18 protein-coding genes are annotated in these 25,891 nt (G+C 49.0%); 7 read left to right on the forward strand and 11 right to left on the reverse strand.

The window, feature by feature from the left end; translation table 11 throughout:
* Window positions 1-135 precede the first annotated feature (135 nt).
* Window positions 136-1,800: a chemotaxis protein CheB gene (locus H6H02_RS26950; protein ID WP_190813617.1), complete on the reverse strand. Its 1,665-nt coding sequence runs from the start codon at window positions 1,798-1,800 to the stop codon at window positions 136-138.
* Window positions 1,801-2,316: 516 nt separating this feature from the next.
* Window positions 2,317-3,876 carry a hypothetical protein gene (locus H6H02_RS00555; protein WP_190813619.1) on the reverse strand — a complete coding sequence of 520 codons (1,560 nt, stop codon included), beginning with the start codon at window positions 3,874-3,876 and terminating at the stop codon, window positions 2,317-2,319.
* A gap of 515 nt (window positions 3,877-4,391) precedes the next feature.
* Here H6H02_RS00555 and H6H02_RS00560 point away from each other — a divergent pair.
* The 4 genes from H6H02_RS00560 to H6H02_RS00575 all read left to right on the forward strand — a co-directional run bounded on the left by H6H02_RS00560 (window position 4,392) and on the right by H6H02_RS00575 (window position 7,914).
* The gene (locus tag H6H02_RS00560; protein WP_190814186.1) at window positions 4,392-5,081 is read left to right on the forward strand and encodes a general stress protein; all 690 of its coding nucleotides are present in this window, start codon (window positions 4,392-4,394) and stop codon (window positions 5,079-5,081) included.
* A gap of 82 nt (window positions 5,082-5,163) precedes the next feature.
* Window positions 5,164-5,673, forward strand: a complete 510-nt coding sequence (locus H6H02_RS00565) for a BON domain-containing protein (protein WP_190813621.1) — start codon at window positions 5,164-5,166, stop codon at window positions 5,671-5,673.
* An 84-nt stretch (window positions 5,674-5,757) separates the two neighbouring features.
* Entirely contained in the window at window positions 5,758-6,318 is a 561-nt protein-coding gene (locus H6H02_RS00570) for a DUF1269 domain-containing protein (protein WP_190813623.1), read from the forward strand.
* A gap of 198 nt (window positions 6,319-6,516) precedes the next feature.
* Window positions 6,517-7,914, forward strand: a complete 1,398-nt coding sequence (locus tag H6H02_RS00575) for a TldD/PmbA family protein (RefSeq protein WP_190813625.1) — start codon at window positions 6,517-6,519, stop codon at window positions 7,912-7,914.
* A gap of 25 nt (window positions 7,915-7,939) precedes the next feature.
* On the opposite strand, the gene coaE is transcribed toward H6H02_RS00575, so the two are convergent.
* From coaE to H6H02_RS00610, 7 genes are all read right to left on the reverse strand, one after another.
* On the reverse strand, window positions 7,940-8,530 hold the full coding sequence (coaE, locus tag H6H02_RS00580; RefSeq protein ID WP_190813627.1) for a dephospho-CoA kinase: 591 nt from the start codon (window positions 8,528-8,530) through the stop codon (window positions 7,940-7,942).
* Window positions 8,527-10,725: an EAL domain-containing protein gene (locus H6H02_RS00585; protein WP_190813630.1), complete on the reverse strand. Its 2,199-nt coding sequence runs from the start codon at window positions 10,723-10,725 to the stop codon at window positions 8,527-8,529. Before H6H02_RS00585 ends, coaE begins: the two co-directional genes overlap by 4 nt.
* A gap of 154 nt (window positions 10,726-10,879) precedes the next feature.
* Window positions 10,880-11,323: a response regulator gene (locus H6H02_RS00590; protein ID WP_190813632.1), complete on the reverse strand. Its 444-nt coding sequence runs from the start codon at window positions 11,321-11,323 to the stop codon at window positions 10,880-10,882.
* On the reverse strand, window positions 11,316-15,233 hold the full coding sequence (locus H6H02_RS00595) for a PAS domain S-box protein (protein WP_206757258.1): 3,918 nt from the start codon (window positions 15,231-15,233) through the stop codon (window positions 11,316-11,318). The genes H6H02_RS00590 and H6H02_RS00595 overlap by 8 nt, the downstream gene beginning before the upstream one ends.
* Before the next feature lie 374 nt (window positions 15,234-15,607).
* On the reverse strand, window positions 15,608-17,125 hold the full coding sequence (locus H6H02_RS00600; RefSeq protein WP_190813636.1) for a glycosyltransferase family 2 protein: 1,518 nt from the start codon (window positions 17,123-17,125) through the stop codon (window positions 15,608-15,610).
* 180 nt (window positions 17,126-17,305) lie between these two features.
* Window positions 17,306-18,826, reverse strand: a complete 1,521-nt coding sequence (locus H6H02_RS00605) for a carotenoid oxygenase family protein (RefSeq protein WP_190813638.1) — start codon at window positions 18,824-18,826, stop codon at window positions 17,306-17,308.
* A 273-nt stretch (window positions 18,827-19,099) separates the two neighbouring features.
* Complete coding sequence (locus H6H02_RS00610) at window positions 19,100-20,548, reverse strand: folate/biopterin family MFS transporter (RefSeq protein ID WP_190813640.1); 1,449 nt, start codon at window positions 20,546-20,548, stop codon at window positions 19,100-19,102.
* Between the two features lie 514 nt (window positions 20,549-21,062).
* Between H6H02_RS00610 and H6H02_RS00615 the strand changes: the two genes are divergently transcribed.
* Together H6H02_RS00615 and H6H02_RS00620 are read left to right on the forward strand one after the other, a co-directional pair.
* Window positions 21,063-23,033, forward strand: coding sequence for an adenylate/guanylate cyclase domain-containing protein (locus tag H6H02_RS00615; RefSeq protein ID WP_242040490.1), 1,971 nt, complete (start codon window positions 21,063-21,065; stop codon window positions 23,031-23,033).
* 566 nt (window positions 23,034-23,599) lie between these two features.
* Window positions 23,600-24,445, forward strand: a complete 846-nt coding sequence (locus H6H02_RS00620; RefSeq protein ID WP_190813642.1) for a universal stress protein — start codon at window positions 23,600-23,602, stop codon at window positions 24,443-24,445.
* A 111-nt stretch (window positions 24,446-24,556) separates the two neighbouring features.
* Here H6H02_RS00620 and psbM read toward each other — a convergent pair whose 3' ends face one another.
* Window positions 24,557-24,673, reverse strand: coding sequence for a photosystem II reaction center protein PsbM (gene psbM / locus H6H02_RS00625; RefSeq protein ID WP_190414683.1), 117 nt, complete (start codon window positions 24,671-24,673; stop codon window positions 24,557-24,559).
* 70 nt (window positions 24,674-24,743) lie between these two features.
* Between psbM and H6H02_RS00630 the strand changes: the two genes are divergently transcribed.
* Window positions 24,744-24,980, forward strand: a complete 237-nt coding sequence (locus H6H02_RS00630) for a hypothetical protein (protein WP_190813644.1) — start codon at window positions 24,744-24,746, stop codon at window positions 24,978-24,980.
* 32 nt (window positions 24,981-25,012) lie between these two features.
* On the opposite strand, the gene H6H02_RS00635 is transcribed toward H6H02_RS00630, so the two are convergent.
* The gene (locus tag H6H02_RS00635) at window positions 25,013-25,333 is read right to left on the reverse strand and encodes a hypothetical protein (RefSeq protein WP_190813648.1); all 321 of its coding nucleotides are present in this window, start codon (window positions 25,331-25,333) and stop codon (window positions 25,013-25,015) included.
* Window positions 25,334-25,891 lie beyond the last annotated feature (558 nt).

Below are 25,891 nucleotides of genomic sequence, written 5' to 3' on the forward strand. Positions count from 1 at the left end.
TACATTGATTGCTTTCGCTTGGATTAGCAATTTTTGATAAATTGCTAGCTTTTTGTCTGATTTCTATTATTTATCTTTTCTCCAATTTTATCTATAAATAATTTGCGATCGGTGATATAATAAAAATATTTCCTATTAGTTATTTACCAAATCCACCAAAGCAGCGGCAATTTGATCTAATGGGAGTATCCAATCGACAGCTCCAGTTTTAATCGCGGCTCCCGGCATCCCAAAACACTCCGAAGATTCCTGATCTTGCGCGATCGCAATCCCGCCCATTTCTTTAATCGCTTTGATGCCGGTTGCCCCATCGCTACCCGTCCCGGAGAGGATAACAGCGATCGCCCGTTCTCTAAAACTCGCCGCGACTGATTCAAAGAGTAGGTCAGCGGAAGGACGGACGAAATGCACCAGTTTGGTCTGGGTGAGAGAGAGGGTGGCGTCTGGGTCGATCAGCAGGTGATGATTCGGAGGAGCGATGTAGATAGTCCCCGGACGCATTTGCTCTCCTCGTTCTGCCTCCTTGACCGCTAAAGACGTGCGACCATTCAGGATCTGTGCGAGCAGGCTGGGGTGTTTGGGGTCTAGGTGCTGTACGATGGCGATCGCTGCCGGAAAGTCTTCTGGCAAGGTAGAGAGCAACTCACTGATGGCTTTGATTCCACCCGCAGACGCCGCCACTGCCACGACAGGAAAGGAAATCGCCGGGTGATTTTCTTCGGTTTCTGAGTTCGATCCGGCTGTTTTCCCGTTTTTCTTTTCTTCTACGTGTTTCCCATTCTCCGGATCTGCGTCCGTGGGTTCTTCCTTATTGCCATTCAACAGCAGTTGCCGAATCACGGTAGCGTTGTGCTGGGCTTCGTGCGCCTGTTCTTGAAAGCGTGCAGCCGATCGAATTTGGTTGCGATCGCGTGCCCCTTGATGCATCCGACGGGACAACGCAGCACGTTCTTCGAGTGCCCTAAACGCATTCCACAGTGCCGTCTCTAGTGCCTCAGATTGCTCTGCCAGCAGAGTCTCAGCGGAAAAAGCGTGACCCGTGCGGCAGCGGAACCGAATCAACTGACCGTCGCGCAGTTCCCACAGGGCACCCCCGCAATCTGGACAGCCAAAGCCTGCGGGTATTCCGGGTCTGTCACTGTCATCTTTGTGTAGAGCAGCCATATCTAATTCCGCGATCTCGGATTCCATTTCCATTTCGTCAGTTACGGAGTCGTCTTCGTCCTCTTCCACTGGCTCATGAGCCAAGCTTACCAGGGTAGAAGCGATCGCTGACAAAGGCAAAATATAATCTATTTCTACGTTCTCGATAGCGCTACGGGGCATTCCGCTAAACAAGGCGTCATTAGGATCTTGAACCACTGCAACACCGCCTCGCTGCTTCACCGCTGCGAGTCCCGCCGTTCCATCGTCAAGATTGCCTGAAAGCACCACACCCACCACCCGCCGTCCGTAGAATCGGGCTGCCGTGCGAAATAAAGGATCGATGGCAGGTCTGTGACCGTTTTCCCTAGGGCCGCGAGCTAGGTGGATGCATCCGCGTTTAACTAATAAGTGGTAATTGGGGGGTGCCACATAAATCCGCCCTAACTGAATCTCCTCGCCGTCCTTGGGATGAGACGCTTTCAAGGAGCCGCAGCGATTTAGAATACTTGGCATGAGGCTGGTGCTGTGGGCAGGAAAGTGTATGACTACAAAGATTGCGGCTGGCAAGTCCGGCGGCAAAGCCTTCACCAGTTGAGTCAGCGCTTCTACCCCACCAGCAGAGGCACCGAGGACGATAATATCGTGACCAGGCATTTATTTTCTCAATGCAGCGGATGAATTAGATTACTGATTACTAAAGATAACGAAGACTGAATTCTCAAGATTCTCCCCAGCGAACAATCCCCATCGAACAAGTGGCTGAATCATCTCCGCAGGCGCTTCGAGATCCCGCATTGTTTACTTTAAGTTAATATTTGCCACTCTCCATCAATCGTAGGCATGAAACGTGGGCATGAAAGCACTCACTGAGTGTCGAGCAATCCGATTGGAGCTGTGAGCCAGCCCTTCAGATCCCGGCTTCTTCGAGAAGCTGAGGATCTCGACTTCTGGAATCCTTTAGAGGATGGCTGAAAAGTTTCTATTGCTACATTGCGTCACTTTCGATCCCCTAAATCCCCGCTCTCTTCGCAGAGGCTGGGGCATCAAAACGGCTTTTGAAACTTCACACTTCTTCGACAGTCTCGAAGAGGGCGAGGAGGGATCTCCAAGATTTCAGCGTCACATCGATAATTCAAACATCTTTTTAGCTGATGACGACTGACTCTTCACCTACTGCAACTTGATGTACTTTTCCACATCTTCAATTTGGGGATCTGGAAACTGAGTTAGCACTTGCCACAAAACCGTGTAACTGCCATCAGCACGACGGCTGACGGGACGGAAGGCGACTAGGACATCGCTGCTGGGAAATTCTAGAACTTGGTCAAGATAGCGGCGTTGTTCCCTAGAAACGGTGCCTCCCGCCTGAACTACTTCCGGCACCTGGAATTGGACTAATCGCATTAAGTAGGTATGGTTCAGGATCGCTGGCGCATTTGCAGAGACCCGGTCGATCGTAGAGGCGATCGCTGTGGTGTCTTGCACGGGTTCGCTGAAAGCCACCTGACCCAGCTTGCCCGTGATAAAGCGCTGTCGATCGACTTGGATGGATGCCAGTTGATTTGGCGGACGATAATTGAGGAAAAACTGGCGCGTTTGCGGTGATAAGGCGCGGGCTTTCTTCAAGGTGGAGTCGAGGTTTTCTAAGGGGACTTCTCCCAAATCCATCATGAAGCCATAATCTAGCCCTTGCTGGGCAATCTCAAAGTTACTTCCTTCCATCCGAACCGCAAAGCGCGGGGTAAATTCATCCCCAGGAGCAATTTGCACCGATGAGGGAGTCGTTTCCTCATCGCTACCACCACCAATTCCCCGCAGCAAGGCTGGAAATGGGAAACGCTCTGCGACGCTGGGCGAGAGCCGGTTTCCTAGGGGATTTAGTTGTTGACGGTAAGCCGCAGAGGGTAAAACGCGGGCAATGCCAGTGTTGGGCTGAGAAAGAAATTCGGTATACCGACTTGGCTCTTGCGGATACAGGACGTAGTTATTGCTTTCGTTTAATTGGTACGTTTCAGCGATATCAGTAAATCGAGCGGAGGGGGGAAATGCTGCTACAGCTTGCCCTAAGAACTTTTTGACAGTTTGTAGGGTTGTCACTGTTTGTTGGGAGGGCGCGATCGCAGGCTGAATTGGCGGCTGATAGCCAGAAATTGGCGTCTTTGCCGCTACGCCAACGACGGGCGGTTCCGGAGCGGGAAATTTGGGCACTGGAACCGGCAACCGTTGGGGAGCTACGGTTAAAATTGACGGTTGACCAATTGCCAAAGGATTTCCTCTGGTGGGAGCGAGCATGGCCTGTCGCCGTTCCAGCACCGGACGCAGGGGCAATAGTTGCTGCGTTGAACCATGGAGGGCGCAGTATACCTGCGCCTGCTCTAAGGTTAAATTAGAGCCTGCCGGGGTAACGCCGTTCGTGCGCGTACACAACAGGGCAGGATTAGGATATTGGCTCTTGAGAAAGCGGTCTACTTCTCCCTGGTGGAGGAGGATCTGCCCCTCAGCACCGAAAGCCGGGTAGGGGTCGGGAGACGCACTTGCTCTTTCGATTCGATTAATTAAGGTGATTTGCTTTTGCACCAGTCGCTGCGCTTGAGACCAGAAATCCGCCGAAGTTGACCTCGAAGGGATTTGGCGGCTGACATCCAGCCTTTGCGACTCCGCCTGCGCGATCGCCTGTCCGGACACCAAACTTAGTACAGACGACACAAAAATTAATAATAAGTACCGCATCGATAACTCCTCTATCTGACGACTTGATGAAAATAGCCCAGTAGATGTATTTATATTTCCCTGTTTTGAGCCGAAAATTAAAGTTCTCTGTTTTAAGAGAATCATTAAATCAGAAAAAATCTTTCTCCTCTCCATCCCTTATTGAACTTCTTACTTAACAGTTTACAGAAGTCTACTTATTAGTTTTCTTTTTCCTGGAATTTTTTAAATATGTGTTTTTTTATTAAGAAAACAAGTTGCTGTGATCGGCGGCTTCATTGGCTTTACTTAAACACACTCAAAGAATGATTGGCAAAGGCTCAAACAGCCAAGATTCAACTGCCTGAACAACTATCGATCTAATTCTTAAGGAAGATAGTTCGTTTAAAAAAACAGAAACCTAGGGATTGAAGTTATATCGGAAGATTGATGGCTTTAGTTCTTAAAAAAGTAACAATCGAACTGTTGCTGACAGACGAAATATTGAATCTGTAGCAACACAAATTGGTTAGGTTCAGTGGTAATCGGAGAAAACACTGATGTTAGGACAACATAAGCGTGCTGTTGGCGTATTTTCAAACTATCGAGAAGCCGAAATAGCACTGACTGAGCTAAAAAATTCTGGTTTTTCTATGGACAAGGTGTCCGTAGTAGCCCGAGACGCGGACAAAGGGAACGACATTGCTGGTGCTGATGTAAGCGATCGCGTTGGCAACAAAGCCGACGAAGGTGCGAAAGCGGGTGCCGTCACCGGCGGTGCTTTGGGCGGTCTAACAGGCTTGTTAGTCGGGCTAGGAGCCTTGGCAATTCCAGGAATTGGGCCTGTCATGCTAGCAGGAGCAGCAGGTACCGCGATCGCAACAACCCTTTCTGGTGGTGCCATTGGTGCAGCCGCAGGAGGTTTGTTGGGTGCATTAATTGGTTTGGGAATTCCTGAAGAACGAGCCAGAGTCTATAACGATCGGGTATCTCGTGGGGATTATTTAGTAATCGTAGACGGCAACGACGACGATATCCATCGTGCCGAAGCGATTCTCAGCCATCGGGGAATTCAGGAATGGGGCGTCTACGATGCACCTGCCAGCACTACAACTAATACTGCAACGACAACTCGGACTTCTGATATCGCCGATCCGAGTGGCACGTATCAAACTCCAGTAGTCGATCCGACTCCACGCACGGATAGCCCGGTTCAAATCATCGACCGCCGGGAACAGACTCTTTAGGCTGAATGAGAACGATTGAATGAATGAGGTGGGGGGGTAAATTACTTCCACCTCTTATCTGCTCCAAGTGAGGAATTGAAAAATGAACAAGTTTTTAACATTACTGTTTAGTGGCGTCTTGTTGGTGAGTGTTGCTGCTTGCGACAACAATGAGAAAACTTCCGCCGGAGCGGATTCTGATGCGGTTCAGACTTCCCCTGCGGCAACTGGCGCATCGCCTGCGGCAACTGGCGCATCACCTTCAGTCGATGATTCAGCTAAACCCGATCAAGGCGCGCAAAACGATGCATCGAGTGATGTCCGCAAAAGACAGCTAGAAGCTGATATTCGGGCACGCGAACAACGCAACAAAGTGGCTGGCGACCCCCTAGAAAGAGCTGATAGCGATTTGGAAAGCGAGGTTCGCAGCAAGTTAGAAGCGAACCTGCCTAGCAGCAAATTAGAGATTGACGCCAAAGACGGAGCTGTAACAGTTGCAGGAACGGTAGCCCAGCCAGATCAAGTTGCCAAAATAGAACCACTGGCGAAGGAAATTAAGGGGGTTAAAACGGTGGCTGTTCAAGCGAAAGTTGCCCCGAAAGCTAAAGAGTAACTGCAATGGCTTTGCAACTGTAATTTGATTTCGCTGGTGGCAAAACTCCGAACAGATCGATAAAGAGTCAGAGAGGAAAGGGTAATGGTGCTTACTCAGCCAAAACGCGCTTTTGGCGTGTTTTCAAACTTGCAAGATGCACAAGGCGCAATTGCGGAATTAAAAGCAGCTGACTTTCCGATGAATCAGGTTTCTGCGATCGGTAAAGAATCTGAGCCAGTATCGCCACCACCGACTTCTAAAGCGCAAGAAGGAACAACCCTTGGCGCGATCGCGGGTGGTGCAGCCGGAGGCGTCTTGGGTTTGGCGCTGGGACTAGGCACCATTGCTGCTATTCCTGTTTTAGGGCCAATTAGCATTATTGGGGTGGCAGCAACCGCTTTAGCAACGACCTTAACCAGTGGCGTCATTGGTGCAACCGCAGGCGGCTTATTAGGTGCGTTGACAGGCTATGGGATTCCTGATGAACAAGCCGCAGTTTACAGCGATCGCATTCATCATGGCGACTATTTCTTAATCGTCGAAGGTACGGAAGCAGAGGTGCGTCAAGCCGAAGCAATTCTCAACCACTGGAACGTCCAAGAATTGAGAATTTACGAGTTTGCGACATCACCACCGTCATCCATCAATGAAATGCCTCTTTAATATTAAATATTCTTGTCCAGGTAGTAACAGGTGCATCTAACTTTACAAACCCCTTTTCCTCGCGAAAAGGGGTTTTTCTTCGTTGTATATCTATCGATTACCCTAACCTCCCCGGCTCCTCATTTCCTGCTTCCAGTGGCAAGGTGAGACCAAATAATTGCACAATGGAAGCAGTTTATTAATGTTGCTGCAAGACAAATGCCGACCTTACTGGCTGATGCCAAAAACTTGCTCGCCGACTTAATCGCTCGTTACTCACCCCAAGTCGATTATTTGGCAGTTCGGATAGAAGAAGCCGAAGGAACTGATATCTTTTTGCGCGGCGATAAGGTCGAAACCCTCACAGAAGGCATCTCCATTGGTGGACAAGTCCGGGCTTGTTTCAAAGGAGGCTGGGGCTTCGCCAGCTTTAATCAGCTTTCTACCCTAGCAGACCGAATTGAAGAAGCGATCGCTGCGGCTCGGATTATTGGCGATGAAGAAACCCTGTTGGCTCCGATTGAGCCAGTGCAGGCGACTTGCAAACTTCCCCTAGAAGGCAGCGATCCGCGAGAGGTATCGCTGGAAACCAAGAAACAATTGTGCGATCGCTACACTGAAATCCTCAAAAGCGCCAGCCCTTCAATCACCACCACCTCTGTGCGCTACAGCGACAGCGCCCAGCGAGTCATCCTCGCCACCTCAGACGGAACGCTGATTGAGCAATCGTGGGTGGATATGGAAATGCGCTTTGCCGCCACGGCTCGGAATGGCGAAACCGTCCAAACCGGACGCGAAACGACTGGCTCCCGCAAAGCCTACGAAGACTTAACAAATTTGGACGATCAGGTTCGGAGCGCTGCTCTGCGTGCCGTGAATGCCCTCTCTCTGCCTCCAGTGAAAGGCAACACCTACACGGTCGTCATCGACCCCATTCTCAGCGGTTTATTTGTCCATGAAGCGTTTGGGCACCTTTCAGAAGCAGACATGGCTTATGAAAACCCGGATATCTTGGAAGTGATGACCCTGGGACGCCGATTTGGGCCAAAAGAACTGCAAATCTTTGATGGGGCTGCCCCTCCCGGTCATCGCGGCAGCTACTTATACGACGATGAAGGGACACCCGCGACCACCACGCAGCTGATTAAGGATGGCATCTTAGTCGGACGTCTCCACTCCCGCGAAACTGCCGGAAAGCTGACCGAAGCCCCCACCGGCAATGCCCGTTGCCTGAACTACCACTATCCCCCTCTCGTCCGGATGACGAATACATGGATTGAGCGGGGCAAAACGCCTGTGGAAGATTTATTTGCCGGGATCAAAGAAGGCGTCTACGCTCGTAACTGGCTGGGTGGTATGACGAATGGAGAAATGTTTACTTTCTCCGCTGCTGAAGCTTGGATGATCCGCGACGGCAAGATTGCCGAACCCGTTCGGGATGTGACGCTTTCAGGGAATGTTTTCAGCACCTTGGCGGATATTGAAGCGATTGGGGATGATTTTTACTGGGATGAATCCGGCGGCTGCGGGAAGGGAGGTCAGAACGGCTTGCCAGTAGGCTGTGGCGGGCCAAGTCTCCGCATTCGCAATGTCATTGTGGGAGGCGATGCAGAATAGTTAAAAATTGCCTAATCCCCAATTTTTAATTTGGGCTTTTGAATTGCTTATCTACCTGTTTGAGCAACGCTTCTAGGGTGGAAGAGTTATCTAAAATTACATCAGCGCGATCGCATTTCTCCTCAATGGGCATTTGGCTAGCAATCCTTGCTTGCGCTTGTTCTAAAGTTAAGCGATCGCGCTCGATTAATCTCTGAAGTTGATGTTGCTCGGAACAGTATACAACCCAAGTTTCCGTACACAGAGCCGTCATCCCTACTTCAAATAGCAAAGGCACTACCAACACTACAGTCGGATGCGAGTTGAGTGCTTGCATTTTTTCAATCATGCGATCGCGCACATAAGGATGAATCTGTTGCTCTAACCAACGCCGCTGTTCGGGCGAATTAAAGACAATATTGCCAAGCTTTCGGCGGTCAAGCGTCCCATCCAGTAACAGAATATCGGCTCCATAACGCTCAACAATTTCGCCGAGAATGGGCGAACCCACTTTTACCGCTTCTCTGGCATAAATATCCGCATCCAAAACCGGCAAATTGCAGTGACTGGCAAGATAATTTGAGACAGTCGTTTTGCCAGTACCAATGCCTCCCGTCAGACCAATAACCCGCATCATGAATTCACTTGCAACTGTGCCAAAATTAACTGTCCCGCAGCCCCATTATCTACAGGTTTCGAGAAAAAGTATCCCTGTCCTCGTTCGCATTGCAATGCCTTGAGTTGTGCTAACTGTTGAGCCGTTTCTATCCCCTCCGCAGTCACACTCATTCCTAAATTATGCGCCAGCGCCACGATTGCCTTGACAATCTCTGCATCCTTGCCACCCGCTCCCATCCGGTTCACAAAAGAACGGTCAATTTTCAAGGTATTAACGGGAAAGCGGTGTAGATAATTCAAGGATGAATAACCTGTACCAAAATCATCAATGGATAATTGAATATTTCGATCTCGCAATTGCCAAAGCAGGATAGCGGCGGCTTCCGCATTTTCTAGCAAACAGCTTTCAGTAATTTCTAACTTTAAATAGTGTCCATCCAAGCCAGTCTCCCTCAAAATTCGGTCAATCTGCTCAATCAAATTGGGTTGCGAAAACTGCTTAGCGGAGAGATTCACGCTAATTGCCAAACCCTGAGTCGTAGAATACTGCTGCTGCCAAACTTTTAGCTGACGGCAAGCTTCGTCCAATACCCAAGTACCCAAGGGAATAATCAGACCCGTTTCTTCTGCCGCAGGGATAAAATCACTTGGAGGAACCATGCCACGAGTCGGGTGATTCCAGCGCACCAGAGCCTCAAAAGCCTTAATTTTACCCGTTGCTAGCTCGACAATCGGCTGGTAATAAAGTTGAAATTCTGTGGCGATAATCGCTCGTCGCAGATCCGTTTCTAACTGCAAATGCGCCACTGCAAGGGTATGCATGGCTGGATGGAAAACAACATAGCGACCTTTACCCTCTAACCGGGCATGATACATCGCCGTGTCGGCTGCCCGCAGCAGGTCTTGGGGACGAGGCAAGAGGTTGCTGTGAGAGGGTGCAGAGGGACAAAGCGATATAGGGGCATCTTTCCGAACTGGCTCCCATCCCTCTTGTCCCCTTCCGGCAAAGGCAATTCCAATGCTAGTTGTCGTGAATACTTCGCGCCCATCCAAGTTAAAAGGCGAATTCAGTTCCCGCTGGATCTGCTCGACAACGCGAATCGCATCGCTAACATCGTGAATATCCTCCAGTAGAATTGCAAATTCGTCTGTGCCAATCCGAGCTAGGGTGTCCGTGGGACAGAGACAGGTCATCAGTTTGCGAGCTGTAGCGATGAGTAGTTGGTCGCTTACTAAGTGTCCCAGGCTATATTTGACCATCTCGAAGCGATCCAAATCCAGAAATAGGACAGCAAATAAACTGTCTTTTTGTCGTTGGGAACGCTTGATTTGGCTGGCGAGACGTTCGAGAAATAATGTCCGATTCGGCAAACCGCAAAGCGAATCGTAGAATGCATGGTGTCGCAGTTGCTCCTCGGCTTGCTTGCGCTCAGTAATGTCGTGGCAGTTGACGACAATCCCCTGCACCGCCGGATCTTTTAGGAGGTTGGTGGTGACTGCCTCGAAGATACCCCAAGAGCCATTGCAATGCTGCACTCGATACTCACCGAGTCGCTGAGCTACGTTGGGATTTTGAATCGAATTTTTCAGCCTTTGCTTAACCAGTAGCACATCCTCTGGATGAATAAATGTCAAAGCATTTTTACCCAGGAGTCCATCGGGTGCGTATCCTAGAATCCGATTGACAGAAGGACTCACATAAGTCACTTGACCGCTGGCGTTAACAATGATGATGATGTCGGTCGCATTTTCGATCAGCGCTCGAAATCGTTGCTCGCTCTCTTGTGAAGAGGCGATTAATCTGGTTTTTTCCGCCTCAGTCTGCCGCTTTTGGTCGCGCATTTGTTTGGCTTGTAGGGCTTGCGCCACTGCCGATCCTAGTCGCATCAGACGGTCTTTCAGTAGATAATCTGCTGCTCCCTGCTTCATGCACTCCACCACCACTTCTTCGCTCACCGTGCCCGTGATAACGATGAACGGAATATCTAAGCCGCGCTCTTGCAAAAGTTGCAGCGCTCTGAGGGCGTTAAACTGAGGCAAGCTATAGTCAGCTAAAATCAGCTCGATACCGGGATGCAGTTGGGCAAGGTAGTCGGCTTCTGTCTCTACACGCTGCCAGTTGGATTTAAAGCCTGACAAACATAGTTCGTGCAAAGTTAATTCAGCATCAGCCAGGGAATCCTCAAGCAGTAAAATCTGGAGCGGAGCGGACATGATGACCTTCTTGTAAGCAGGGAGAACTGATCCGTGGGCGAGGTTACACTACTGTGCGCTTTTAGAGAGCTAGAGCGTGCAGTCAGAATTATGAGGTGTTGAGCGTAAATTTAATTGCGGTTTTTAGAATTTTTAGCCTGAAGAATGCTGGCTGCTAGCGGCTTGGCTGCTGGTTTAACAGCAGCCAGTACAACCCTAATTGCTGCACTGCTTCGGTAAACTGTTCAAAGTTCACCGGCTTAACAATATAACTGTTGACGCCCAACTGGTAACTCTCTACGATGTCGCGTTCTTCGTTCGACGAGGTGAGGATGACGACTGGAATCAGGCGGGTTTGGGGGTCAGCTTTGAGGCGCTGCAAGACTTCCAACCCGTCTACTCTGGGCAGTTTGAGGTCAAGCAGAATGACTTTGGGGTAGTTTTCCGGGGAGCGATCGCGATAAGCACCTGTCCGGAAAATGTAGTCTAAGGCTTCCGCACCGTCGCGGGCAACTTGAATGCGATCGCCAAGGTTGTGCTTTCGCAAAGCATAAAGTGCTAATTCTAGGTCGTTGGGATTGTCTTCGACCAGCAAACATTCTGCTGAGCGCTCACTCATGAATATTTCCCCCTGCCAGGGTAAAGTAAAATGTTGTGCCTTGGTTAACGACTGACTCAGCCCAAATACGTCCGCCGTGGCGATGGATGATGCGCTGCACAATCGCAAGTCCCACTCCGGTTCCTTCGTAATCTTCCGCACGATGCAGCCGTTGGAAGACGCCAAAGAGTTTATGGGCGTATCGCATATCAAAGCCTGCGCCGTTGTCTTTGACGAAATAAACGACAGTGGTTGAAAAGTCATTTGTCCCTAGTTCTGGGTTATTGCTGAATGACTGATGACGATAGCCAATTTCGATCCGGGCAACTTCCCGACCGCGCGTGAATTTTAGAGCGTTTGTCAGCAAGTTGACAACCACCTGCTTAAGTAAAGCAGGATCGCCTTCTCCGGTGGGTAAATTGCCGATAATCATTTCAAATTGGCGATTTTGCTGTTCGTGCCATAACTCTGCCAGTACTTGGCGTACTAAATCAGCGATCGCTACAGTTTGTTTCCGCAGTGGCTGGCGCGAAAGGCGCGAAAATCTCAGTAAGTCATCAATCAGTTGACCCATTTGCTGGGCATTATCCCGCACCAGTTTCTGGTAGCGTTGAGCTTCCGGATCGAGTTGTTCTAGATATTCTTCCAGCAAAATCCGCGAAAATCCGTTGATAGCACGCAAGGGCGCTCGCAAGTCGTGAGAGATGGAATAACAGAAAGCTTCTAACTCTTGATTTGCGGCTTCCAGTTGCGCGGTTCGTTTGATGACTCGTTGTTCAAGTTCCGCGTTCAACTGGCGAATTGCTTCCTCTGCCTGGACTTTTTCAGTAATGTCGGTGCAGGTGCCGATCCACTCTCGCACGTCGCCGTCTTTTGATAATACTGGAACCCCACGGACATTGAAGTAGCGGTAAATACCATCAGCACGCCGCAACCGAAACTCAGTGTCATAGAGGCTTTTCGTTTGGATAGCGTTAGACCACTGCTGAGAAACGCGATCGCGATCGCCTGGATGAACGGCATCTAGCCAGCGCCAGCCGAGTATTTCTGCCTCGCTTTGACCCGTATAAACTCTCCAATCCGGTTGATTAGTCACAACCTCACCTTGGGGGTTGCAAGTCCAAACCATCTGCGAGGTGGCGCGTGCCAAAGAACGATATCGTTCCTCACTCTGCCGCAACGCCTCCTCAGCCGCTTTCCGTTCGGTGATGTTGCTGACTAAGGCAATAAATCCTTTGACTTCACCGTGTTCCCCAAAATGTGGCAGGTAAGTGGCATTGACCCAACGCATCCCTCCATATTCATAGGGTATAGGGCTTTCGTAGGTTACTTCCTGCCCGGACAATGCTGCCTCGACATACGGCTGAATTGCCTGATAAGCCGAGTCCCCTAAAATTTTTCTAATGTGCTGTCCGGTGACTTCCGCCTGAGATTTGCCGAACCATTGTTGGTAAGCCTGATTGCTAAAGCGATAGCACTGTTCCAAATCAATATAGGCAATCAGCACCGGCAAAGCATCTGTAATCAAGCGCAGTTGATCTTCACTCTGTTGCAATGCTGTCTCTGCTTGCTGGCGTTCCAAAGCAATCCCCGCAATTTGGGTCGCAATCTCGGTCAGATATAACTCATCCCGATTCGGTTGCCTCGCGTCGGGGTGATACATTACAAAAACGCCCAATACCTTACCATTACAGGAAAAAATAGGCGTAGACCAACAGCTTCGCAGTTGATGGCTTAATGCCAAATCTCGGAAATCCGCCCATAGGCGATCGCTATCAATATCTGAAACAATCACGGGTTTACCGAAATACGCTGCCTTACTACAGCAACCAAAACCAGGGCCAATCGCGATACCATCAATCGCCTGAGTGTAGCTTTCGGGAAGGCTCGGAGCAGCTCCATGCCGTAACTTGTTCTCTTTTTCGTCAACTAGCAGAATCGAACAAAAGCTCTCACCGGATTGTGTCTCGATAAACCGAGCCAAAACATCCAGAACATCACCCAGTACTGCGCCAGTGGCAATCATTTCGAGTACCTGTTTTTGCCCTGCGATCAGCGCCTCAGCTTGCTTGCGCTCGCTGATGTCTAGCATTGCGCCGATCATCCGCACTGGATTCCCCTGATCGTCATAGGCGACAAATCCCCGATCGATCGCTAAAGCATAAGAGTTGTCGGCGCGACGGTAACGGTATTCATCTGACCAGATTTGTTCTCCACTGTCGATCGCCGCATGAATCCCACTGACAACCCGCTCTCTGTCTTCTGGATGTATATTTTCGTACCACCAATTGGCATCAAAACCCACTTCAGTTTCCGCGTAGCCGAAGAGTTTTTGCAGGGATTCGTTCCACTCTACGCGGTTTGTCAGCAAATCCCAGTCCCAAATTGCATCGTTGCTGGCTTTGGCGACGAGGCGGTAACGGGTTTCGCTCTCCCGCAGGGCTTCCAGAGCGCGTTGGCGCTCGCTAATATTGGCGAGGATGCCAATGCTGCCGATAATCTTGCCATTGACATCTTGCAGCAGGGCTGTCCAGAGGCTAACGTCAATCAAGGTGCCGTCTTTCTTTTGGCTGCGGAATTCCCTGCCACCGCTACCACAATGTTCCTCGCCCTGCAAGTCAGTCTGAAGCAAGGCATGGAAAGCTTCCTGTTGATCTGGGGGGAAAATCGGCAGCGGACAGCCGACAACTTCTGCCGATTTCCACTCAAAAAGACGTTCAGCCTCTGGATTCCACAGGGTGACGTTCCGATTAACATCGAGCGTCACGATCGCTAACGGTGAAGTTTCAATCAGCGCTTGCAGCGTTTGGTTTGTGGTTAACAGGGCTTCTTGTGCCTGTTTTTGCTCCGTAATGTCGCGCAGGGTACCGGACGTACCGATAATTGTCCCGTCGGGAGCCAATGTTAATTTGGCGTGTCCTTCCAGCCAGCGATAGTCGCCGCTTGCACTCAGATATCTCGCCTGATAGCGATAAGATCCTTTCTGGCGTTCAATGAGAGAGCGAAACTCTTCGAGGTGTTGTGGGCGATCGCTCGGATGAATCGAATCGATTAAATTCTTACCGATACTTTCTTCGAGGGCGAAGCCGGTAATTTCTTTCCAGGCGGGATTGAGAAATGTCCAATATCCAGCTTCATCAGTCTGGAATAGCACCTGTGGCAGGCTGTTCACCAAGGAGCGATATTTTTTCTCTTGCTCTCGCAAGGAGGTTTCTGCCGACTGGCGATCGCGCTCAGAACGTTCTAGTGACGCCGCCATCGTGTCAAAGGCACCAGCCAATTCGCTTCCAAAACCGTGATTCACGCCACTACGAGCGCTCAAATCGCCCTCTGAGAGCTGCTGCATTGCCTTCAGGAGCGCCTGCACCCGACGCAACATCAACACCTCACTAACCACCCAAGTAGCACCGATCGCTAACACGGCGACCAATCCCATGCCTGCTAAGTTGCGATGCAACTGCCGATCGGCAGCAGCAACGACGGTTTTAGGGATGCCCGCTGACACGTAGAGGTTGCAGCGATCGCTCTGGTCTCTACAAGTGCCCTCCAAGGGCACGATCGCATCCAAGCTCGTTACATCATCCACGCCGGAAGCCTCCACCGTGCCTGCCCTTTTTTGCGTCAGCATCGTTTTAAACAAAGGTGCTTCCGGTGCAGCTTGCCCGACCCAGTCAGGGTTAGGATAACGAGCTAAAATTATTCCTTTGCTGCTAATCAAGCGTGTTTGATTAGCAGTAGCCAGCCTAGTCATCTGTAACGCCTCTGCCTGAATTTGAGTTGTTTGGTGTCGGCGTTCCTCGAAGTTTGTGTATATCAGCGCCAATATCAGGACGACAACCAGCAGTACCAGGCAGATGAGGCGCGATCGCAGTGAAACTGCGTATGCTTTTGCTTTTTGCAGTTTCACTGCGGATGCCTTTTCTCTTTGCACACTCGACTCAACAGAGTTCGATGATTTTGATTGCGATCGCTTACACCAGCCCATTCTTCAACATCCTTTTATGCAGGAGCAAGCCTATACCCCGGAGAATGGCTGTCGCTTCGCTAAGGGCTTTTTAAAGCTTGGGGTGAGATGAAACATAATATAGCAATCTATTTTAGTTGTGAGATGCTAGTGTTTCAGATATCCGAATTTTTTAATAAGTCGGGTATTTCTCCTTCACAATGTATTTAAGACGACAATATTATGTCAACATCAAAAAGCGATTAAGGCAATATTATTTAGAATAAAAAAAGGCGGTTGAGCCGGAGGGAAAGAGAAAAAGTAATATTTTTACCAATGTTGAAATGTCACGATTTCCCCATTCAATCCTGATTTTTGCCTTCTGGTAATCTGTATAGCACTAACCGGCGAATTAGGGGTTCTTTATGATGGCGCTGCCGCAATAAAATAACTTTGATTAATAGCTTCCAAGCAGCGAAGGAAAATATAGCCGGGAATGCCATTTGAGACGCGATCGCTAACTTCCCTTGCTGAACTGCTAAAAATGCTGCACGCAGCTTAAAATAAGCCCGCCAGTTTTGTAAATTGGAAATACTAGCTTGATGCTTTTCACTCACTAAAGCATATATTTTTTCCATCACCAGAATATTTTTTTCTAGGAAATGCTTTTGAATCGGGTGCTTTTTACTAACAGCCTGAGGGAAATCAGCTCTATCGAAGACCTTCCAGGCAATTAGCAACGAAACAGCATTGAAAGCCATTTTGATAGCACTGAAAATTTTTCCTTGTCTGAGAGCAATCTGGCTACAGCGGAATTTTAGAGAAATGCGTAATTCTTGAAGATGCGCTATCTTAAAACGAGTCTTTGGAGTAATCGACCCATGCATGGATTCAGTCTGGGGAATCGATGCAGGCAGCAACCCCTGAGAAGCAAGCTGCTTTTGACGCGAAAAGGGTTGCTGAGGATGGGATAAATTGTTAATCGCTAAAAGCTTCCAAGCAGACAGGGAAAAAACTGATGGGAATGCCATTTTGATGGCGCTCAAAATTCTTCCTTGCTTGAGAGCCACCAGACTCCAATGCAGTTTAATATAAGCTTGAATATTTTCAATTGGAGGAGTTTCTGTGCGGTGACTTTCACTCACCAAAGCATAGATTTTCTCCTTCATCAAAATATTGGTAGCCAGCCTAGTTTTTAGAGGAAATTTTTGGTTGTAAGCTCCCGGCCAAATCGTGCGATAAGCAAGACACTCGTTTACAAAAACAGCATCCCCAAACTGGGCAATTTTGATCCAAGAATCAATGTCATCGAAGTTTGCATCTAAGCGAGAATCCCAACCGCCAGATTTCAGAAAAGCCCAACGAGCGAAGACTACTTGAATAGGAGTGCCAAAAGGGATAAGTTCTAATAGCATCCCAAAATGAAGGTCTTCTTGGGGAATCGCGAAGGCTTTACCAGGACCAATTCGTTTGGTTCTGTAGAGTTCGATTTCGTTGACATCAACCTGCGCCGCCTGACAAGAAGCGATGACAGCGTCTGGACACAACGAGATCGCCCGATTCATTTCCTCTAGAAAATTCGGTGCTAAATAGTCATCATCATCAACCGGCTTAATCCACTCGCCTCTGGCAAGCTGCACTCCTGCATTCATCGTCGCGGAGTGACCGAGATTAACCTGATTGCGGTGATAAACGAGGCGTTCGTCACCTTTGGCACGAAGTGCTGCCACTAAACTGGTCACATAGTCTTGGGTACCATCCGAAGAGCAGTCATCCACAACAATGACTTCACAGGGCAGCGTTTGGGCAAGCGAGGTGTCAATTGCCCGTTTTAGCAATGAAAGGCGGTTATAAGTCGTAATAACGATGCTGAATTTCATCCCAGCTCCGCTTGGGAGAACTTTGCCAAACTTATCCCGTCTTGACACATAAACAGAAGATAAAGATTACGAAGTTTGCAAAGCTTTATACTACAACGGTCAGTCAATTTTAGGTTTTAGAGTAGCGATCGCTCACTTCTCCATAATCGCTTTAAAATCCAAAATTGACTGACGAGAGAGCTAGTGGCTGGGCGCAAAGCCGTGGGACGTGAAGTTGCCATGCAACCCGTAAGGGATATGATGCTTCAAGTGCAATCGCGCCACCGGACCTCGATCGACGTGTGCGGCATCTAAAATAACGACATCAGAGCGGTGGTGAGTAGAGTCGTACACTAACGTCAGCACCCAACCCTCATCTTCACCTGTAGCACCCGGACGAGGCACAAAAATCGGTTCGCTAACATAGCCTTGGGGTGCTGCACTCCAGAGTTGGCGACGATCTGTTTTTAAATCCACCTTGAGGATAGCTTGGAGAGGTGCATTGCCTTGGGCAGCATGAGCTGCACCTAGATATAGATACTGATAAGGGCGTCCGACTCGTTCGGGATGAACGAAGGGAAACTCGCAGCAACGGCTTTCTAAAAGCCTCCGCCGTACCGTTTTATCTTTATCCTTTAAGTTCAACTGGAACCGCCACATTTGTCCGGGGGATAGCGCCTGAAAGTCCACCTCTCGATAGTCTGATTCCGGCTCAACCTCTGGAAAAGACTCATAGCAAATTGAGTCAATGCAAATTTCGTCCCCTTGCTCAAAGGCATTGGCATGGTGGAAGACAAAACCCGACTGAGTTTCAAAAATTTGCATTTTTTCCCCTGGTTGCGGGTTGCGGGGAATCACCACAATCCGAGTGAGTTGCTCCGGTTGGAACTTGACACACTCACCAGCACCCCGAAATCCTAACAGGAATGGTACTGGGTTGAAGGAAACGGGATTTTGGAAGAAGATGCAGTAATTGGGCGTAATCGCAAAGTCATGAATGAAGGCGAAGCCAGGAACGCTGTGAGAGTTTCGCTGCACAACTTTGCCATCCACATCTAATTCATAGATGATGATGGTGCTGGAAAGACCCGGCTTAATCGCAAAGTTCACTAAGCCAGGGGCACCCCCGAAGCGATCGCATTTAGGGTCAATGCGAGGATGGGCGGCAAAGGCGTCACCATTTTGCAAAACTCCGTCTAGATATTCTTTCCCCAGCGTTTCTAAGGTGTTGGGGTCTAAGCGATGAGGTTCGGCAGCTTCCCAAAGCGCCAGGAGTTTGCCCCCCCAGTAAATAACGTTGGTGTTGGCAATATTTTTGAGTTTCACATCAAAAGCATTGGCTAGCCAACCACCGGGCTTCTGGGTGCCAAAGACGCCGCGATAGAGAATTTTACCGGCTTGCTGTTCTTCTACATAGCCCTGTGTGCGGACATAGCGATTGCGAAAGTGGGCGCGACCCTCTGAAAAGGCAATCCTGGCAATCATGCCATCCCCATCAAATGGGTGGTGGATGCGTTGACCCTTGACATCTAGCAACCCAGGACCATTCCGAAACAGGGTTCCTTCTAATTCTGCGGGAATCTCCCCTTCAATGTCATCAATCCAATAATCAAATTCTTGCGGCAAAGATTCATAGCCCTTTTGCCACTTTTTGATGTGGTAGGGAAGTTTATCGGGCACCTCTGTAGGCACCGGAAAGCGTTCTGGTGTGGGTATTTGCATATTAAACGGTTCGGCTTAGAAAAATTCTTGACGCGATCGTGAACGAGGACGGAAGTGTTAGCGCCGCTGCACGTTAAGTCGGCGGGATGAATGATTTATCGGATGGGATAGCGATCGCTATCCCATGCAAGTGTTGGGTTTCCTGATGTCCCAACCTCCGAAAATCTTCAATTTAATTGCATCCGCCTCCTGGGTGCAGCAGCCTTCTGATTCTTGTTCCCAGTTTGAAACTGGAAGCGGAATCAGCACTGCCTACTCTCGATCCTTCCTCTTTTAGTCAGCGGGTTCTTCTACTGTGGGGATGAGTTCTGGAAGAAAGTCAGGAACAAAAGACCGTTCCCGATGCTGGATGGGTGCTGACTGTATATGTATGGCTGATGACGGTTGCAAGCTTGGCATCTCCCCAGATGGCTCGGTTTCCGGTTTGCCTGCGGGTAGCCAACCAATCAGTGGCAGCGGCAGAAGGGTTGATAGATTTGTAATCACTACCAGCTGCCAAAGATGGTCAAAATTCCTTTCGGTGATGCCCAGCCAATAGGTGAGGACGGCTCCCAGTTCGTGGGACAATAACCCTGCCATATTTGTCACCGACATCAGTAGCGCAAACAAGGTTGCTTCCACTCCAGGCGGACATAGCCGCGCTGCGAGTACCAACAAGGGCATATAGGCAATCTGTCCCATGACTGTCAAAATCAGACTGTCTCCCAGGCTGAACCAGCGGTCGTCGATGCCTAAAGAGCGGTTGGTATGAGTCACCAGCAGCAGCGTGGTCATTCCAAGTGCCGCGGCGATGATCGTTGTCCAGGTGAAAATGGTGCGAAAGGGGACAGCTTTGAGAAATCGCTGAAAAATTGCAATTCCGATCAGGGAGGCGAGACTGGTGACAAGACGTACCCGTCCCAAAAATTCTGGTTCAAATCCCAGTTCGTTGGTCGTGAAGTAGAAAAAGGCACTATCTGCGGTTGGTGTGGCTTGCAAGAGAAACAGAAAGGCGGTTGGTAGCCAAATCGATTTTTGGCTAACGGCTTTTCCCAGTTGTTTGATCTGGTTGGCGACGGTGGAAGCATCCGGGCGATCGCTAATTGGCTCTTCTGCAATTAACCAAGCAACTGCTGACACAATTAAGGGGAAACCAGCGGTAATCGCAAAAATAGTATGGCTTCCGAAGTGTTGCAAAAGGGAACCGCTAAAATACGCAGTGACTAAGCCTCCCAGCGATGACGCACCCCATGAGAGGGATTGTAGGGAACCGGCATCACTCTGAGACTCTGCCCTGGCTCGTTCTACCACCAGCGAGTCTACAATTACATCACTCACCGCTACTGAGAGGGATGAAAGCGCGATCGCGACGGTCGCCGCCCAAGCCGTATGCACAACCGTTGCCAGACTAAACCAGGAAATCGCTCCCAATAGTCCGGATAAAATCAGATAGGGTCGCCGCCGATAGCCAAACAATGGTAGACCATCTGACAGAAAACCAAATAATGGCTTTACCACCCAAGGGATGGCAGCAATGCCCATCAAAGCCGAAACTTGAGCCGGACTTAGCGACAGTTCATCTTTGAGAAAAAAGCTGACTGCTAGACGCGCTAAACCCAAGATTCCCTGCACCAAATAGACGGTTAGAATGGCGCATAACTCAGGAGTCGGCTCATGACCAAAGAACACCTTTTTGATTGCGGAGTTCTTGATTTCGGACATACCAGAGGGGGAAAACTGCATTGATAACTTTTTTTAAGAAATATCAACATTCACCCTATGATAACCTCCCACTTTGGATGTGTTGTTAATCCCAAGCCGGGATAGCTAGTCGTTGGGAGTCCTTAATTCCGACCTCTCCAAAGAGTACAGATAAGGTAGGACAGGAACTTCAGGGGCGTCAGGGAAGGAATGGGAAAATAACCCCATTCAGTAAATTTGTGGAAAGAAAGAAGTTGTCTATAAACATCGACTTGTATAGGTTTGGCGATATTTGTAAGTCGCTTTTTGCTCTCGATCAAACCCATTCCTAGAAATTAGCGATTTTTTCTTTTTCCCTGACTCCTGACCGTTTACCCAGAATGAGGGGTGTAGCCCATCATTCCCTAAGTGCCATAATGTGGTGATGCCAAATCAGCAGCCGGTAAATTTACCAGGTTTCGATTCCCGCAATTAGCCCTAAAGCTACAGTAAAAAATGCTATGGCTCTGTCTTTGCCTCTGTTTCTCCCCATGTTAGCTGCGCTAAGGCTAGGGCGATGATGAAAGGCTTTTTTGAATCCCAGACATCGGCGCTATTGAATCTAAGCGATCGCCTCCAGATTGCATTGTTAGACTTCACGGGTGTGCGAGTGGTCGCGATCGCGACTCTTGTTGTGAGTGGGTTTGTCTTGGGAGTGCGTCATCTGGGCGGTCTACAACCTCTAGAACTGATTGCTCTAGACCAACTGGTACGCTTACATCCCGATCCAGGTCCCGACCCCCGGCTATTGGTTGTGGGCATTACAGAAGGCGACATTCGCACTCAGAAACAATGGCCTATATCCGACCGGACAATGGCGCAGCTATTGGCAAAGTTGCAATCCTTTCAGCCCCAAACGATTGGCTTAGATGTGTATCGGGAAATCCCGCAACAGCCAGGAAATGCCGAACTTAAGGTGCAACTCCAGGAAAAAAATATCTTTGCCATTAAGAAATTTGGCGACACGGAGCTGGAACTGGTGTCGCCGCCGCCGGGATTTCCCGAGGAGCGAGTTGGTTTTAACGATTTGCTGCTCGATGCAGATGGTGTTGTCCGCCGCAATCTATTATTTGTCTCCGATGATACAGGCACTTACTTCGCATTTTCCCTACGACTTGCGATCGCCTATTTAGAAAGCGTGGGCATCACACCAGACTCCAGCCAACAGAATCCCGATCATATTCAACTGGCAAAAGCCGTATTTGTCCCGCTCCAACCAAACTCTGGCGGGTATCAAAATGTGGATGCGCGGGGCTACCAAGTTCTGCTGAATTACCGATCCTCAAACGTGGCGCGGCAAGTTACGCTCACCCAAGTGTTAAAAGGAGAGATTGACCCGAACTGGGTGAAAAACAAGATTGTGCTGATTGGCACAACGGCACCCAGCGCCAAAGATACTTTCTCAACCCCCTACAGCCCAGCCGAAAAGAAAACCGCTAAGATGCCCGGAGTCTTGGTTCATGCCCAGATGGTCAGCCAATTCCTTGACGCTGCCACGGGGGAGAGACCCCTATTTTGGTTCTGGGATGAACGGATAGAGGTGTTATGGATTATCGGATGGACACTGCTGGGTGCGATCGCAGCTTGGTGGTTGCGGCATCCCGTTGTCTTAATTTTGGGCTGCGGCGTTGGTTTGGGGGTTTTGTTGGGCACTTGCTTCTATCTGTTTACCCAGCAAGGATGGGTGCCTCTCTCGGCTCCCGTACTGGGATTTATCCTCACCAGCGGGGTGGTCATCACCTACCGCTCTTATGATGCACAGCAGCAGCAACAAATTATCATGAAGCTGTTGGGACAAAATACTTCACCGGAGGTTGCTGAGGCTCTCTGGAAAGGACGCGATCGCTTGCTTAAATCTGGGAAATTACCAGGAATTAAGCTAATCGCAACCATGATGTTTGCAGATATAAAAGATTTCAGCACCATTGCCGAACAAATGCCTCCGGAAGCTTTGCTGGAATGGTTAAATGAAATGCTGGATGTCGTTACCCACGAAATCATTAACCATGAAGGCATTATCAACAAGTTTACCGGGGATGGCTTCATGGCTGTGTTTGGCGTGCCGATGGATCGCATCCACAAGGAGGAAGTTGCTCTTGATGCCCAGCGCTCGATAGAGTGCGCTTTAGCCATCGGCGAAATTTTAGAGGACTTGAACCAAAACTGGAAAACTCGTGGCTTGCCGGTTATCCAGATGCGAATCGGAGTTTTTACGGGTCCCGTCGTTGTTGGTAGTTTAGGAGGCAAAGACCGCTTGGAATATGGCGTCATTGGCGATAGCGTCAATACTGCCGCCCGCCTAGAAAGTTGCGAGAAACACCGCCAACCAAGCAACTGCCGCATCCTTATCGGCAAGGAAACCCTGGTTCATCTTGATAACCAGTTTCTGGTTGAATCTTGGGGACCATTGCCACTCAAGGGCAAACAGCAAATGGTTGATGTCTATCTTGTTGTGGGGCGTCCAAGGGAAAGAGCGTCAGAAGTTTGATGAGTGACAAATTTTCTAGGAAACGGCGAGTTGATTCTACGGACGCGATCCGGAAGGGGCATTTGCGATCGCTTTCTTGGCAATTTTTTTTCTTTCTTCGTACTGGCTACTCAAGCGGGGACAACTTTTGTCTCCTCTCAATTCATACTCCCCTATCCGTTGATCTAGCCTTTACCCACATCAGTTGAAAGCCCTGCCATGCGATCGCGGAGAAGGGCTTTTGGACTTATCAGTAAAGCATAGATCCGTTGATCGGGTGGAGTTCCACTTGTCCCGCTTTTGTCCCGCTTTCAACGGGTAGCCCTCTAACTATTTTGATTAATTCTTTTACAAAAATTCATTAATATTTTTTACGCTTATTAAAGCAGTGTCATAAATCGTTAAAAATTAAGGGCACTATCAGAAGTATGCTGAATGATGAAAAATATCAGTTCCCAGATACTTCCCAGATAAATCGGTCTCTCTTGTTAGCACTTATCACATTTTCATCAACATCAACTTCCCGATTCATTGGGTCAGAAAGCAATAAAAGCAAAGCGATTTTTTCTGAGTAAAGAGGCATTTCGATGATTGAAAAAATTTTGTTGGCGGACTCTGGAACCGGACATTCTAAAGAGATGCTCAAGGCTTTGATAGAACTGCCTTCGATCCAACGGGCAGCAGTCACCATCTTGCACGTCGTTCCTTCTCAAATTACCACTGAGGCAATGACTTCAAAGTGGGAAGAGGGAGGCAGGCTTCTCGCTACAGCCATCCAATCTCTGAACCTAGATCCAAATCACGTTAACACCATGCTGCGGCAGGGCGATCCCAAGGATACGGTTTGCCAGGTAGCAGAAGAAATAAGTGCTGATTTAATTATTATGGGTTCGCGGGGGCTGAAGCGTCTGGAATCCATTTTAGAAAACTCAGTCAGTCAATATGTTTTCCAATTGTCTTCCCGCCCAATGTTGTTGGTAAAGGACGATATTTACGTCAAGAAAATCAACCGCATTATGGTTGCAATGGACGGCTCAGAATCGGCACAACAATGCTTAAATCTGGCTTTGTACCTGTTGCGAGATCAAAAGGGAGGGCAGTTGGTTCTGGTTCACGTCAACAAGGCTCGGACAGGTTTTGAGGAAGCCGCTAACGCTGAAAAAGATCCTGTACTTGCTCCGGCGATCGCTGCTGCCAAAAAACAAGGCATTTCTTATAAGTGTGTCACCGGAAATGGTAAGGCAGGCCCAGAAATCTGTCGTTTGGCAGAGGAATTAAATGTTGACTTGTTAATGCTGGGTTCTCCCGATCGCCGCCCTTCCATCGCCAAAGGTTTACCAGACTTGGATCGCTTGCTAGGAACTTCGCTATCGGATTATGTGCGGGTTTATGCAAATTGTCCCGTTCTCTTAGGACGCACCGCGACTACCTAAGAAACGCCAAACCTAAGCCAAACCTAACTGTAAAAAAATTCCCCTCGCCAGAAGGACATGGCAAGAGCCTTGTCCATACTACAGCGGGGGGATTTTATTCGATACAGATGATTAAGGATTCTTGTTGCTTTCGCGGCTAGCAGTTTGGATGTACAGAATCAACAAGAAAACTGTGGGAACCAGCACAAACAGGATGCTGGCGACAAAACCAAGATCGTTAACTTGCATTGAACCCAGCCTCTAATTAACTTTAAAGCACCACCTTTAAGCATATCATCCGGCGTCTGTCTTGAGGAGAGTGCGATCCCAAGAAGTCAAAATAGCGATCGCATTTTCCAAAGCAAGGGCGATAGCGTTAGCGAAGCGAGGCGTTAGCCTAGCGCCGACCTGTCGGTTCCCATATTCCCCCGAACAGTACGATAGTGAAGTGCCGACCTATCGGTTCGCTATCTTGGAGCAGACATTGAGGCGATCGCATTCTCAACTCTACAAAAGCGCGATCGCTAAGGAATTCACCAAAGACATCTATGGCTGAAATCAAACGCAGTCTGGCAGTGGTCATCTAGCTCAACTGATGTGGAGTCTGAGTGCTAAAATGCCTCCCAGTGCCAGCAAACCGAGCGCCCGACGGAAGTAGTTGACCCCCTCAAACAACTCCTGCCATGCCCAGGTGAACAATGCACCGAACCCTACTAAATCAACTTCTGTCTGGAGATTGCCGCTAGGCAGAACAAGTTGAAGTAGGGTCGCTGCCAACCCAACCAAAAGCGGTAGATTGGGTGGCTGAGCAATGACAATCTTGCCAGAGCTGTCTCGAAAAGTACGATCGAACAATGTAGCTTCCTGCGCCTTAAGCTCTTCTGAATTACGGTTCAACTGGGACGACATCTGACAAAACCTTAATACTACTTAACTCAAATGTTAGGGTTGGGCCGTCTAGTTGGGGTCTAGCTCAAGTCGGAGATTACTAGAGCGATCGCTCTAGTCTTCTATCGCATGAAACTGGAAGGGTATATTTTTAGAATTTGCTTTTAGAATTCGCGCCCTCAACTTTGGTGCTGTGAGAGGGGCTGTTTTAGTGCTACTTCTTCCATTCCGCATCTGCACAAAAATTGCTTCAAATTGGCAGACAATTGGATCGGATATAGCAGTCAGTTCTAAAACTTTCCTCTCTCTACAGGACTAGATTGAAGCGTAGAATTGCGATGCCTTCAACACACAGGAACGCGATCGCAAAATTAGATTTCAAAGTCTGAATAGAGCAATCAAACTTCACTCTCCAAGCATTGGTCGTACTTGCAATTTCTAGAAGTTTCAATTAGAACCTCCAATGATTAGCTTTTATTTGATTACAACCTGTAGCTTATGTCGCATACATAGAGGTCTAACGGTGAGGTTGTGCGGCGGCAAGCAAACTCGAATACCTACTGATAACCTCTGTTCCGT

The sequence above is a fragment of the Coleofasciculus sp. FACHB-1120 genome (assembly GCF_014698845.1).
Taxonomy (GTDB): domain Bacteria; phylum Cyanobacteriota; class Cyanobacteriia; order Cyanobacteriales; family FACHB-T130; genus FACHB-T130.